The organism is Flavobacterium caseinilyticum, from assembly GCF_004349085.1.
In the GTDB taxonomy this organism is placed as follows: Bacteria; Bacteroidota; Bacteroidia; order Flavobacteriales; family Flavobacteriaceae; genus Flavobacterium; species Flavobacterium caseinilyticum.
In genome coordinates, this window is record NZ_SMFM01000007.1 from 14,958 (window position 1) to 28,942 (window position 13,985).

11 protein-coding genes are annotated in these 13,985 nt (G+C 29.2%); 8 read left to right on the top strand and 3 right to left on the bottom strand.

The features are described 5' to 3' along the window. Positions 1-6 precede the first annotated feature (6 nt). The 8 genes from mads8 (at position 7) to E0F89_RS13225 (ending at position 12,051) form a co-directional block, all read left to right on the top strand. Complete coding sequence (mads8, locus tag E0F89_RS13190) at positions 7-5,445, top strand: methylation-associated defense system ATP-binding protein MAD8 (protein WP_131910243.1); 5,439 nt, start codon at positions 7-9, stop codon at positions 5,443-5,445. Beyond that, entirely contained in the window at positions 5,445-6,131 is a 687-nt protein-coding gene (locus tag E0F89_RS13195) for a PP2C family protein-serine/threonine phosphatase (RefSeq protein ID WP_131910244.1), read from the top strand. Before mads8 ends, E0F89_RS13195 begins: the two co-directional genes overlap by 1 nt. A gap of 535 nt (positions 6,132-6,666) precedes the next feature. After that, entirely contained in the window at positions 6,667-7,524 is an 858-nt protein-coding gene (locus E0F89_RS13200) for a hypothetical protein (protein WP_131910245.1), read from the top strand. A gap of 553 nt (positions 7,525-8,077) precedes the next feature. Continuing rightward, positions 8,078-8,674, top strand: a complete 597-nt coding sequence (locus E0F89_RS13205; protein ID WP_131910246.1) for a hypothetical protein — start codon at positions 8,078-8,080, stop codon at positions 8,672-8,674. A gap of 479 nt (positions 8,675-9,153) precedes the next feature. After that, positions 9,154-10,080 carry a DUF4145 domain-containing protein gene (locus tag E0F89_RS13210; RefSeq protein WP_131910247.1) on the top strand — a complete coding sequence of 309 codons (927 nt, stop codon included), beginning with the start codon at positions 9,154-9,156 and terminating at the stop codon, positions 10,078-10,080. Between the two features lie 31 nt (positions 10,081-10,111). Beyond that, positions 10,112-11,155, top strand: a complete 1,044-nt coding sequence (locus E0F89_RS13215) for a DUF3800 domain-containing protein (protein WP_131910248.1) — start codon at positions 10,112-10,114, stop codon at positions 11,153-11,155. Positions 11,156-11,302: 147 nt separating this feature from the next. Then, complete coding sequence (locus E0F89_RS13220) at positions 11,303-11,800, top strand: GNAT family N-acetyltransferase (RefSeq protein ID WP_131910249.1); 498 nt, start codon at positions 11,303-11,305, stop codon at positions 11,798-11,800. 14 nt (positions 11,801-11,814) lie between these two features. Further along, positions 11,815-12,051 (top strand): hypothetical protein, encoded by a 237-nt coding sequence (locus tag E0F89_RS13225; RefSeq protein WP_131910250.1) that lies wholly within the window; start codon positions 11,815-11,817, stop codon positions 12,049-12,051. An 85-nt stretch (positions 12,052-12,136) separates the two neighbouring features. On the opposite strand, the gene E0F89_RS13230 is transcribed toward E0F89_RS13225, so the two are convergent. From E0F89_RS13230 to E0F89_RS13240, 3 genes are read right to left on the bottom strand one after another with little or no spacing between them, the layout of a single operon-like run. Beyond that, positions 12,137-12,916 (bottom strand): ImmA/IrrE family metallo-endopeptidase, encoded by a 780-nt coding sequence (locus E0F89_RS13230; protein ID WP_131910251.1) that lies wholly within the window; start codon positions 12,914-12,916, stop codon positions 12,137-12,139. 11 nt (positions 12,917-12,927) lie between these two features. After that, the gene (locus tag E0F89_RS13235) at positions 12,928-13,335 is read right to left on the bottom strand and encodes a hypothetical protein (protein ID WP_131910252.1); all 408 of its coding nucleotides are present in this window, start codon (positions 13,333-13,335) and stop codon (positions 12,928-12,930) included. Then, complete coding sequence (locus tag E0F89_RS13240; RefSeq protein ID WP_131910253.1) at positions 13,325-13,927, bottom strand: hypothetical protein; 603 nt, start codon at positions 13,925-13,927, stop codon at positions 13,325-13,327. Before E0F89_RS13240 ends, E0F89_RS13235 begins: the two co-directional genes overlap by 11 nt. Positions 13,928-13,985: the final 58 nt, after the last annotated feature.

The window sequence follows — 13,985 nt, forward strand, 5'->3', positions numbered from 1 at the left end:
TGAAAAATGAAAAACAACTATAGAGAAATATATTATATAAGAATAGTAAGCTTAATAACTAAACTACACAACACTGAATTTGAAAGTGCAAAGCCAGGACACTGTATGAAAATTACAGGTCTAGGTGAAGATCAATTAAAAGTACTTTGGAAAGAACTTAAATTTAGTTTTCCTAACATTGATATTTTTATCATTAATGAATTTGAAGAACAAGAATGCTTTATTTCAGCAACTAAATTAATAGAGTTAAGAAATAATCAAAGTAAACCTCTTTTGATATTAATTCCAGCCAATAATCGAACTGCTGCTGAAGATTCTTACGGTAACGCTACTTTTAAAGAAATTGCTTTAGACAATATAGAAAATGAATTATTAAGAGAATTAGTATCTGACATTCCTTCTGAATTAAAAATTGTTATAAAGGCTATCGAAGACATAGTAAAGGCTTCAAAAAATAATAAATTTAATTATATATTATTTTTGATTGGGATTAAAGAGAACTCATATGACAAAATTTCATTTGGTAGACTTCTTAATTTCATTGAAATTTTACCCGATGAATTATTATTGGAGGATTATAATTTAATAAGATCAAGGCTTACTCTAAATTTGAAAAGTTGTCAGATATTATCAACTTTTAATAAAACCTTATATGAAAGAGTAGAAAGTTTAGAAATTGAAAAAGATTCTATTCAAAAGGACATTGTTGAAATGTTTAAAAAAGAAACAGAATTAAAATCTATTTCGGACTTAGTCAATATAATTTCTAGTAGGTATTCAAATCTGTGGTTTAATCATTGGAAAATTCCAAATTTAAATTTCGAGGAAATAAAACTAAAAGTGTTAGAAGTTCGTTCAACAGATTTTGCTGAGGAAGAAGGAAGCAAAGTCTTAAAAGCCAAAGAGAATTCCAATTCTAATATAACTATACGTTTTAGAACAACTCCACCACCAAATCAAGTAAATGATTTGAAATTCTTTAGGGTTATCTTAATGGCTGTAGACGGGTTTGCTGGCGTAGAAATAAATACGTTAAGAAAATTAGGAAATTCAAATGCTAAACAAGAATATCGTGAGGCTACTGTACAATTAAATCCAAATAATTTAGAAGAAGGTTCTTATTTTTTTAAAATAATTGCTGAAGGGGAGAATGGTAGTATTTTAAATACAAATGATGATTTTTTAAGTGACAAAGTCCAAGATGAATGGGAAAAATCTGGAAAATCTAAAGAAGCAAAACAGAATTTAAATTATAAATTAACTTCGGATACCGAAGATTTTATATATGAAATAAATGAAAATCCAGATAAAGAAGAAAATCAAAGAAAAGATAAATTAAACAATGTTCTTCAAGGTCACTTCAAATTTAATATTGAATTACTTAAGGATAGTGTAGAGTCAGATTTTCCAATGCCGAGTGAAACCTCAAATATTTGGTTAAATGATGAAAAGCAAAAAACAAATTCAATATTCCATATAAATTACAGTCAGAAACATAATTATCAAATAATAGTTTCTTCAAAACTTCGTCAAATCGAGGAAGAGTTTTTAAGAAACAGTAAATCTATTGGTTATGTAAACGCTAAGATTAGTAATAATCAAACTTCATTAGGGTTTGAAAAAATTGAATTTTTACAAAGTAATTTAAATGAAATTGCACCAAAAAAATTATTAATTGCAAGGGAAACTGTATTTAAAAAAATCTCAGAATCTAATAATAATTCAAATGGGATTTTTGAAACTGCAAATATCGCGGAGTTTAAACAAGAAATTAAAGAATATTTAGACAGATATAATAATTGGATTAATGATTTAAATAAAAAAATTAGCAAGACTGATTTTGAAGAAAGTGATAAAGAAAAACTTAAGCTTGTTTATTCAGAAATTCAGTTTTTAGATTTAGTAAAAGTTAAAACTAAGTTACCAAATAATGAAAGTGTCAGTGCAGTTTTAATATCGCCACTACATCCATTAAGACTAGCTTGGTTTTATAACTTAATTGAAGTCTTTGAAAGCTGGCATAGTAAAACTGTTAAGTATAACGATCACGCTAAGGATTGGAGTAGATTGCAAGATATTTTTCTAGGTAAAATACATCCTAACAATAATCCATATGTATTTGTTGATCCTTCAAATTTTACTAATTATGAATATGCTGGTGAAATGACTTTTGGGTGGGGGATTTATTTTAATATTGAAAATTTAAAAGGTAAAGACAACCTAGTGCCAGTGACTCATCAATTAAAAAATTATTATAAATCAATTCTAAATATATCTAAGGACAACTACACTGATAATGAAGTTAGTAGAGCTTTATTGGTAAAGCATCTTAAAAACTTTTTGTTCCAACATCCATACACGGATAAATTAGTTGTTAATTTATTTAATGTTGGAGATGCGGACAAATTTGCCGATGCTTTCGTGGATTTAAGTAGAATAAATGAATATTCAGATACTAAATTTGAAGTTCGTATTTTTATTGGAAACGTATCTCTCATTGAACCAGGAAACGCATTAAAAGAATTAATAAATCCCGAAACTAATATATCAGAAGAAGCCGAATTATTTTCGCAAGCTTCGGACAATAGACTCTTTCCCAAATTAAGATTTTCTATCAATAATATCGAAGATTTTCTAATTAATCCGGAAGAATTCAATGCTCACCTTAGTTTCTTAGTAAATCCTTTTACATCAAAAATCACATTAACAAAGCCAAATTTAGATTTTAAATCAAATTTCTTAAATGGTTTATTTACAATAAATACTACGGAAGCATTTTTTGATAAAAAAACAGATATAATGCGTTGGATAAATTATATTGATGTAACTAAAACAAAATCAAATCTTTCAGCATCAATTTTTACAAATTTCCAAAAAAATATTGCTTGTGCGTTAGCTTCTCATAATACAGATGCAATACCTGCAATTCAATTAGATTTAAATGATAGGGATAAAGTATTAATTTCTCATTTACATGAATACTCTGATTGGGTTATTACTTTTGATAAAAATTTAGGACCTCAAATTTTCGATCAACCTTCAGTTGACAATGAAATACCTTTTTTATTAGATTATATACCAAGTGAAAATATTTCTGGTATTTCCTCATACTTAACCACCAAACCTTCATCTGAAATTATAGGATTACTAAGTCCTCATTTTGAAGAGTTTGGTTTAGATATAGCAAATGAAAAAGATGTTTTATGTATTAAAACACTTTTAGAAGATTTAAGAGCAATAAGTAGTACTTTGGTACTTCAATTAAATTCTTCTAAGAATAAAGCATTTGAAGTTATTGGTTCTGCATTTTCAAAAAGAATCCTTCAAAAGAAAGGTCTTTTAGAAAATGCTTTTATAGTTCCGATAGATTTACATCAAGAATTATTTGAGAATTTAAGTTCTAATTCTAAAAGTAGAGCGGATAACTTAGTTTTTACTGTCAATACCCAGTCGAGAGAAATAAATATTTCTGTTTTAGAAATAAAATGCAGAACATATTTAAGTTCAAGTGAAAGGGAAGAACTTAAAAACAAAATGATAGAACAAATTGAAAACACAATACTTGCTTTAAAAACCCATTTTGATCCCAATAACTATAAATCAGAAGACAGATTAGATAGAGAAATAAAAAATTTAGAATTTAAAAGAATTTTGGAGTTTTACATTGAAAGAGCTTTTCGATACCAGTACCTTTCTTACAATGCATACAACTCCTACATCAATTTTATTCAAACTTTAAATGAAGGTTATATATTAAAATTTAATAAAGTTGGATTTATATTTGATTTTTCGTTTGACAAGAAACATTTAAAACAAGTTTTAGATGAAAACACTAATATTTTTACTTTTGGGCACTCATTAATAAAAGAAATTTTAGATACAGATTCGGACTTAAATACTCAAAGATTAGAAGATCTTGAATTATCTAAAGATTTAGCTATTAGTATTAACGCAAATGACAAGCTAAAGCCCTTTTTAAAAAAATATGAACCTAAATTAAAACCTTCTAACGATGAAGTTACTAAAACTAGTAACAATGAACTCGAAGTTAATGTTCCAACTTCAAAAAATCAAATAGTGAATAACGATGATACTATTGAAGAATTTGAAAAAACTGAAACTCTGGGATTAGAGAATGAAACTGATGTTAAAATTAATGAAATCAATAAACTTGATAACTCTACATCTCCCGAAGAAATTTTTATAGGAAATACAAATATTGAAACCTTTTTACCTCCAGCGTATGATCTATTGATAGGAAAATCATCTTCGTCAGAACAATTCGGTTTATTAGGTACATCAATACATAACAAAAAGATCGCCATTGATTTATCTGAAACAAATACTATAAGCTTGTTTGGAGTTCAAGGAGGGGGGAAAAGTTATACGATCGGAACAATTTCTGAAATGGTATTAAAACAAGTTCAAAATGTTAACATTTTAAATTCACCATTGGCAAGTGTTATTTTTCATTATAGTGAAAGTATGGATTATGAACCAGAATTCACTTCCATGATTTTTGAAAATGATGAAAAACGAGAACTTGCTATTTTAAAAGAAATATATGGTGCAAACCCAAGTTCCATCAAGGACGTTATCCTTCTCACTCCAATAGATAAAGTTGAAGAAAGAAGAATTGAATTTCCTTCAATAGAAGTATTGCCTATTTCATTTAATTCTCGTGAATTAAATGTCCAAGATTGGATGTTCCTTTTAGGTGCAATTGGAAATGATTCTGCGTATATCAGGCAACTTAAAGCTATAATGAGAGCACAGAGAAATAACCTTTCATTACTTGGCTTAAGGGAAAGCGTAGAAGAATCAGAATTACTCACATCTTCACAAAAAGCCTTAGCTCGTCAAAAATTAAACTTTGCACAAGAATACATCAATGATGAATTTTACATTAAAGATCTAATACGACCAGGTAGGTTAATTATTGTAGATTTAAGAGATGAGTTTATTGTAAAAGACGAAGCTTTAGGCTTGTTTGTTATTATGTTAAATATCTTCTCTGGAGTGAAAGTTTATAATGAAAAACCGTTTAATAAGTTTATTGTTTTTGATGAAGCTCACAAATATATGGACAACAAAGATTTGACAAATAATATAGTTACAGCGATAAGAGAAATGCGGCATAAGGGTGTAAGTATAATGATAGCAAGTCAAGATCCACCTAGTTTACCAAATGAAATTATTGAATTAAGTTCGATTGTATTGGTGCATAAATTTAATTCTCCGCAATGGTTGAAGCATATTCAGAAGTCAATAAATCAGTTAAGTAATTTATCAGCTAATGATCTTAGTATGCTAAAACCTGGAGAGGGTTTTCTTTGGGCTTCAAAAGCTACAGAAATAGGCATTACAAACAATCCAGTTAAAATTTTAACCAGACCTCGCTTTACAAAACATGGCGGGGCAACTTTAAAAGCTGATAGAAAATAATGAACATTATATCTCATACAGGAATTGGCAAAAGAAATGAAAATCAAGACATAATTCAAATTTCTGAATTACAAAATCATATGTCATTGTTTTTAGTTGTTGATGGTATGGGGGGGTACGAAAACGGGTATGCTGCCGCAAAAATTATAATAGAGAATATTGATTCGTATTTAAAAAGTTGTAAGGAAATAACCTCACTAGATATAGATGTAGCTCTTAAAAAAGCCAATTTGGCAATTAAACAATTTAATGAAGCTGAATTAGGTAAATCGGGAGCAACTTTAGCAGGATTAATTAGAAGTAAAGAAAAAACATTGATTTTTTGGCTAGGTGATGTTACAATTTGTCTCTTTAAAGATGATAATATTTCTTTTAAATCAAAAGCCCATACACTCATTAACTCATTAGTTGAAATAGGTAAAGTTATTTCTGCGGAAAATATAAATAAATACAAACATATAGTTACAAAATCAATATCTGGTAAAAGGGAAATTATTGAAAAAGGATTTTTTGAAATTTCAAATAATGATTATGAAAAGTTTGTAATTTGTTCAGACGGTGTCACAGAAACTATTTCATTAATTGACTTTATAAAAGTAGAAATAAGTGAACTAAATAATGTATTACAAAAAAGATCAAAAGACAATTACAGTTATATTATTGGAGAAAGGGAAGCTCACGGATAGCAAATTTAAAACGATAAGAAGAGGAAACATCTGATAAAAATTCAAAAACGCAGAAATGAAGAAGTAGTCAAATTCGCTAAACTTGTTGCGTTGTCAGAACAAAAAAACAAAACGCTTTTAGTCAGACAATATATAGAGGCAATCAAGCAGAAAGCCTTCCATTTATTGTAAATACAATCGAATAGCTGTCCATGCTGAACGGAACCGCTTTATATTATAGTTTTAAAGGCGCAAGATCTTCATAAAAGTAGCTATGATAATGATAGCTGGAGAAAGAAAGGTAAATAAGGAATACTATAAATTTAATCCAATACCACTGGGAAAAGATGCTGCAGCATCTTTTTTTTGTGGGTTGCTGTTAGGAATTTGTTGTAGAACAGCTGTATAGGTTAGCGTTTTAGTTTGAAAATATGTGGTAAAGGAAATACTTGTTTGGTGATTTGTAAAGGATTATTTATATATTTGAAATAAAATAATGCGTCACGTTTGTAACAAATACAAATGAGTTGTACGCAATATAAAACAACCGACACGAATGTTTAAAAATTTATTTTCTAAAAAAGAGTATAGCAGTAAAACAGGATTCTTTAAAGTTGAAGACAAGGAACTAATCCCAATAAATGATTTAGAAAAAGGTTCTATAAACGATTGTATCGAGAAAATAGGTTTTCCAACAAACCACATTTATACAATACATTCATTTGACTCAAACAAAATATCAGTATTAGGATTTAAAACCTTAACTAAAAGTCTTGAATTTGTATTGGCTGTAAATAGAACTAAAATTTCATTTTCGGATGTTTCAAAAGCTGTAAAAGGAATAGATTGGGAATTTGAATATTCTGATCTAAATGTTGAGGACATTTTACAAGAAGGTATTGATTATGAAAACTTTGACTTGGATTTTGTGAATTCTATTATTGACTTGACTAAAGAGGACAAAAATTTATATAAGTCACAAAAACTTGAACTTTATCTTCAGTTTGAAAAGGGAATACTCACAGCATTCACCTCGTCTGAATGGGAAAATTCATCTACGAAATGGCTAAAAAATATTAATCCAAATATGGTCGAAAGTATGGTTAGAGAAGCTAAACAACACCAAAGAAACGAAATTGAAGCTATGCAGGAAGTCAATAATCAAACAAAAGCTTTGATGAATGTGCCAGAAGCAATGAAAAATGAATTCTTACCATTACATAAAAACGGAAACGGAAATTTCAACTTCTACAATTTAGTAATAGCACATTATACTCAAGATTGTAATCTAGATGATTTTCTTTTTATGAACAAAGGAAGATATAAAAAGACCGATGATCGAACTTTTGGAGTTGGAAACTTCAACTATGAGTTTGGAAATAATAAAGAATTGAAAAATATTTACGAACAATAAATACTATGTACAACAACTAAGGGTTTCGTTACGTGAGAGTAGCACCAACAATTAAACTCGTGTTGAACGGAAGCGCTGAGATACCGCAACTATGTAGTTTTTAATAAAGTATAGAGTGAGAATATCAAGAGGATTTGAAGTCCTCTTTTTTTATACTTGTCTATTGGGGATTACTACTTGTCAAATCGGGAGTAACTGTTTTAAGAATGCCAACACTCCAATAGTTCTGTTCTTTTTTTGATGGATGGAATGGTATGAAATTTTAGGTTTTGTTGTAGCTTGGTTTTTAGGTCTTTATTTGAGAGGGAAGATTTATGAGCATGAGAATGGGTATAAGAGGAATGATAGTTGGAGGAATAGGAAGAAATAGATGCTTAGGCATCTTTTTTTGTTTATGAACTTGTCAATTCAGGATGGTTTGTAAGAAAAATAAATATATTTGATTATAATATAAAGGGAAACAAAGCTTCGTCAATGTACCTGATTTTGGGGATATATGCTAAGGTTTGTTTAGTCTATATGCTGCTTAGCACTAATTTTAAAAACCAATAATATGAACAGAAATAAAATTAACGAAGAAATGCAAGGATTTGCAGACCACTTGGAGAATCTCAAAATTAATTTCTCCGACACACCTCAATATTGCAATGGTAATTTAACCCCTTGGTCGGAAGTAAAAAAGGGAGAAATTGCCAGTGAAATAATTATGGCAGAAAAATATTATATGGATCCAAGAAATAATGAAGGAACATATGAAGAAAGAAGAGCAAAATTAAAAGAAATAATTAAGAGTGTCTTCACGAAATTTATAAGCGAAAGAACAAAAGAGTATGAATCGGTTGTTTGTCATTATAGAGGAATAGATTGGAATCAAGCGGGAAACTCGAGTTGGAAAGCATTAACTTGTAGAGAAGATTTAAGATTTGATCGTAATACTTTGGTACATACTACAAACGGTGATTGGAAAGGTGGTCCAAACTATTCAGACAACGATAGAGTAATAAGTTGGAAAACAGGTGGACATAGAAGAAGTGAAACTTTTGCCGAAATTGATGCTCGTTTTTATGAAATTGAAAAATTAGTTATTAACGAATTAAATACGGCAAGACAAGTATTACAAGAAAGAGGGATTTCAACAGATTTACCATAAAAACTAGTGCTAACAGCAAGAGTTTCGTTGCGTGCGTAGCACGAACAATGAAGCCCGTGTTGAACGGAACAGCTCTATATCATAGTTGTAAGGGGTCGAGATTTTCATAAAAAGAGGTACCCTAATGATAGCTGGAGGAAGAGAGCAAATGAGGAATACTATAAATTTAATCTAATACCACTGGGAAAAGATACTACGGCATCTTTTTTTGTTTTATAAGAAATTGAAAAATAGGTATTTATACGTAGTGGTAATGTTGTTTAAAAGGGTTGCTTTGGTTTTTTATAAATAAAAATTTTAGAATGTGGAAAGCCGTAAAATGGTTTTATTTGAAGTGGTTATTTTTGAAATTTCTTTAAGAATCAATATGTAACTATTAGTTTTTGTTATGAAGTAATTTAGAAAAAAATGATATTAGTTCGAAGAATCTAATCAATATTTGGCATTTAGTGTAATATTAAACTTTAAAAAAAGAAAACATGTATATAGACTTTCATAAATATAATTACAATTTGGTTCCAATCAGTAAAAGAGATGAATATATTGCACGAGATCAAGAAAGTTATAAGCAAATTTTGCGTAAGTGGTTTGAAAGTAACTTAGATAGCATTGTTGAAAGAAAATGGGAAGTTAGTGAAATTCATTATTTGAAGAACATTAGTGATTTTATAAAACTAATCCGTGAAGCTGAACAACTATTTGAGCTTGGCTTTTACACGGGATGCATAGCACTTGTTGGTGTTGCAAGTGAAGATTTTTTAAAATACTTAGCAATTACTTTAGGTAAACCACAGTATGAAAGCTTAACTCAGTTTAACAGATTGAATAGTTTGAAAGGAGACAATTTAATTTCTCCTTCAACACACACTTTGTTAGATAAGATTAGAGAAATCAGGAACGATTGTTTACATTATAATCAAAATTTTAAACAAAAATCAAATCTTGACTTAAAAGTAGATGCTTTAACTGCATTAAATAGCTTAAAGGAAACATTTAAAGATATTTTAGGTGATACAGTCGCAATTAATGCCAATGAATTCTCATCTATCATCACAGGAATTGGTTCAGGTGATGATATTAAAAATACAGACGAGATTGCTATTAAAGTCAAAAATGCTATTTCACACTTGTTGAAATTCCCAATTGCGTTTGACCCATCAACAAAAGTTCAGGTTAGAACCTCTATTTTTACAGTTAGAGAAGTAGATGAAGATTTTGATGAGATTTCTCTTCGAGATGATAGTAATGGATTTATTGTAATAGTAGAATTTCCTGAAACAGAAAGAAAATATTATCAAGATAAGAAACTAAAAGATAATGATACTGTAATTGCAACTTTATTTTCTTTAATTGACAAAAATGGCTTGACAGCTGAATGGAGACTTTTGGATATTGATACTTTATAAGAATTTAAAAACTTACTAAACTTTTTGTATTATGAAAATTTACTGTGATGAATCAGGTTTCACTGGAGATGATTTGCTAGAAACTAATCAACCTTATTTTGTTTATTCGGCAGTTTCTTTAACAGATGAAATATTGGATGAAATCATAAATTATATATATAATAATTATAATATACAGAATGGAGAAATTAAAGGTAAAAACTTGGTAAATAATAAAAAGGGGCAAAATGTTATAAAATACATATTTGAAAATTATAGTCAGTATGCAAGATTAGTTTATCACGATAAAAAATATGCACTAGCAGGAAAAATTGTTGAATATGCAGTAGAACCTTATTTAAAATCAAATTTTCAATTTTATCAAAGTAAGCTACATATATATTTAGCCTCAGGTTTCTATTTAGCTTTTTATACCAACGATTACTCAGCCGAGGCTTTATTTGAAGATTTTTTAGCTCTTGTAAGAAAAAAAAAGACTTACGAGGAGACTATATTTTATAGTTCTGAAAAAGAAAATGATTTTTTAAAATGGTTGTTTGATATAGTCTCACATTCTCCTGAAATAATGCTAAATGAAATTCAGCACCAAGACGAAAATCCACAAACGAAATGGATTTTAGATTTAACACTAACATCTTTATTTGGGTTACTTACGGAATGGTCTAAAAATGGGGAAGAACTCGAAGTAATTTGTGATGATTCAAAAGTTTTCAAAAATAGTAGTATTATTAAGTCATATAATTCTATGGGATTAAAAAATTCTAGAGCTGAATTTTTAGGGGCAACTATTGGTTTTAACTTAAAAAGAGACATTGTAAATTCAGATTCAAAATCTACAATAGGATTACAGATTGCAGATTTATTTTCTTCTACAATATTTTATTGTTTAAAAAATATGGATAGTGATTTTAGTAAATATATAATGGCAATTGTGTATAAAAAATGTTTATGTTCGCCAGAAACATTTTGTATAATGCCGACAATTATTGAAGACGTTAAAGAGTATGACAATGAAAAACTTTTATTCTATAGAAGGTTTATGGCTTTTATCTATAATGATGTAATGAATTCTTAACGATATTCAACCTTTATTATGATTTTAATAATATATTTGATAACAATATAAAGTGAAAGAACCTTCATTAATCTACTTATATTTGAGTGTATATGCAAGGTCCGTTTACATACAAGTTATAACTAATTTTAGACTACTTTAAAAATCATGAATCCATTATACAAGATAATTGAAAGAGAAAGTCTTTCTGACGTTGATAGAAATATTTTTGCAGAATTATTAAAAAAACAAGGAAAAGTAGAGGGAGATTTATCTTTAAAAGCAGACAGATGTAAAGAAATTTGTATTGCATATATTGATAATATTCCTGTTGCAATTGGAGGAATTAAGAAAAAAACGAAAAGTGATTTCGGAGAAAAAAAAGCGAATATTTTAATTTGCGAAAAAGATTTTGACTGGGAGCTTGGCTACATTTATACTGATGAAAATTATAGTGGGAAAGGAATATCAAGTTCAATCGTTAAGCAACTATTGGAAAGAAATGAGAATGAAAATTTGATGGCTTCAACAGAAGTGGAGGCAAATCCATTTATGGTTAAAATATTAGAAAAAAATGGGTTTATACAGAAAGGTAAAACTTGGAAAAGTGTAATACATGGAAAAAATCTTGGACTTTTTCTTAGAAATAAAACAATTATTAAATAACTAAAATTAATCATATGCAACCGAGAATAATTGCAGTTTCGCATAAAATGAATGGAGACTTAGATGATGATTATACTTTGTATGAAGATGGTAGTGTTCTTCATGAATATGATAGACATAGATACCCTGGAGGTTATAATCTTAAAGAGACATTAGAAGCGAAAAACATAATGGACAGTGCTAAAGAGCGTCTTCTTTATGAAAGTAGTGAAGAAGATAAAGAATTGGTAAAAGAACTCTTTGGACTTTAAAAAACTGGCTACATCAGCTAACGGATTTGCTGCATACGCAATATGAAGCATTAGAAAACTATGAATTGAGTTAGGAAATTAGTTATTATAGTTCTTCCCAAACTATGCTTAAAACAGTATTATAGGTAGGTGTGATTATACAGTATTCAAAAAATTTATAATTATTATCATTTTCCCAGTTTTTTAATTCGAACCATGTTGATTTCCAAATAGGCTGTTTACTTTGTTCTTTTGAATAAATTTTTCTTTTTTCAAAGAACTCAGTGGCAACTGAATCGTCTGGAGGAGTTAGTTTTGTTCTGTCATTGATAAAATGAGGATAATTATCCGGACGTTTCCAATATAAAACCTTATTGTTGTGTGAATAAAATAAGCATATAGGATGAGATCCTAATTCAAAGTATTTATATGCTACAGAAGTGATACTAGTTTTAAATCTATCCGAAAGCTGTCTGAGTAAATCAGGGCTGAATTTTTTACCGGCACATTCCTTCTTGAATAAGTGTTCAGGCATTAATAGTTCAGAGGCAAACTCATTAGCTTCGGTTTCCTGATGACCATTTTTAAAGAACTCCAAAGTAGCATCAGTATCGTTATGAACCGTAATTACATTTCGATGCATTTCAAAATGACCCAATTCATGTGCGGTAACAAAGCGTTTCTTGCCTTCATAAGGTATATCAGAGTTTATTGTAATAATAGCAGAATTTTTCCCGAAAACGATTCTTCCCTCAGAGTTTTTTAATGATTTTTCAACAAGTGTGGCACCTCTACCAAAGACAATTAAGTCCAGCGGGATTTCTGTCGGATCATCTATACCGCAGTCATTCATTAATCTTTGTGCAGCTAACTTACCTTTTGACATTGAAACTACTTTTATTTTTTTAATTCTTCGATTAGTTGAATTAAGTCAACATCGGACAATACATCTCGAATTTCATCATCAGACCAACTTTCTAATTTTCTATAATGAATAGCCGGTGTTTTTGTATGTAGTAAATTGATTAATGCTTCAGACGCTCTTTCAGAATTCTCTTTTAATACTTCTTTTAGCCTATCGAATGCAACATCAAGTAGTTTTAAATCACGTTGCTTATTTGACATACCTAATGCCATAAATCGGATTTTTTTCATGAATTGCCCTGAGAACTCGATTTCTTTATCTGGATCAATACCCTCTTCCATTAGAAACTGCTTAGCATATTCCGTATCATGCTGCAGCAACTCTAATTCAACTTTATCCAGTCTATCTAAGATGGTTTTGTTTTTTTTATTAGTATCCATTTGCCGCTAATTTTTGTTTTATTGTATTTCTTTTTCTTTTGAACCGCCTCCACGCATTATGAAATTCATCTTCATTAAGTCCAATAGTTGACCGTATATCTTCTGGTTTTTCTATACCATCACATAAACATTCAAATATAAGTAACTCGTCATCTGTTGCGTTGGCTTCTTCTAATAGCTTATAGAGCTGATTTTTTAATTCCTTTCCAATAATAATCTGTTCTATTGAATGGTCAAATTCTGCATTTTCAACAGGGAATAAATTTTCGTCGTCAACGCTTATTTCTTTTTTTGACTTCTTTAATGTGTTGTTTATATGACTGTCAATTGCACCTACTATAAAATCTTCAAAATCTGGATAGTGGTCAATATTCCACTTTCGACTTCTTTTTATAAAGATTTGGTTTATAACTTCACTTATTGCATCACGGGAAAATGACTTTAGTTCATCATTTGGCCATTTAACTTCGTAACGCTTACGTAATATCCATGCACATCGACCCATCAACCGCAACCAGAATTTATCCCAGTCACGATTACTTAGCTGTTCCATTAACAGCTCGTCAGAAGCAATAACTTTTATCTCCTCCATAAAGCCTTATATATATATAATGCTATTCAAATAAAAAAAAATACCATCTCGTGGTAAA

Excerpts from the sequence above, each read along its gene's own strand:
- mads8 (WP_131910243.1), top strand. The coding sequence starts at position 7 with ATGAAAAACAACTATAGAGAAATATATTATATAAGAATAGTAAGCTTA.
- E0F89_RS13195 (WP_131910244.1), top strand. The coding sequence starts at position 5,445 with ATGAACATTATATCTCATACAGGAATTGGCAAAAGAAATGAAAATCAA.
- E0F89_RS13200 (WP_131910245.1), top strand. The coding sequence starts at position 6,667 with ATGTTTAAAAATTTATTTTCTAAAAAAGAGTATAGCAGTAAAACAGGA.
- E0F89_RS13205 (WP_131910246.1), top strand. The coding sequence starts at position 8,078 with ATGAACAGAAATAAAATTAACGAAGAAATGCAAGGATTTGCAGACCAC.
- E0F89_RS13210 (WP_131910247.1), top strand. The coding sequence starts at position 9,154 with ATGTATATAGACTTTCATAAATATAATTACAATTTGGTTCCAATCAGT.
- E0F89_RS13215 (WP_131910248.1), top strand. The coding sequence starts at position 10,112 with ATGAAAATTTACTGTGATGAATCAGGTTTCACTGGAGATGATTTGCTA.
- E0F89_RS13220 (WP_131910249.1), top strand. The coding sequence starts at position 11,303 with ATGAATCCATTATACAAGATAATTGAAAGAGAAAGTCTTTCTGACGTT.
- E0F89_RS13225 (WP_131910250.1), top strand. The coding sequence starts at position 11,815 with ATGCAACCGAGAATAATTGCAGTTTCGCATAAAATGAATGGAGACTTA.
- E0F89_RS13230 (WP_131910251.1), bottom strand. The coding sequence starts at position 12,916 with ATGTCAAAAGGTAAGTTAGCTGCACAAAGATTAATGAATGACTGCGGT.
- E0F89_RS13235 (WP_131910252.1), bottom strand. The coding sequence starts at position 13,335 with ATGGATACTAATAAAAAAAACAAAACCATCTTAGATAGACTGGATAAA.
- E0F89_RS13240 (WP_131910253.1), bottom strand. The coding sequence starts at position 13,927 with ATGGAGGAGATAAAAGTTATTGCTTCTGACGAGCTGTTAATGGAACAG.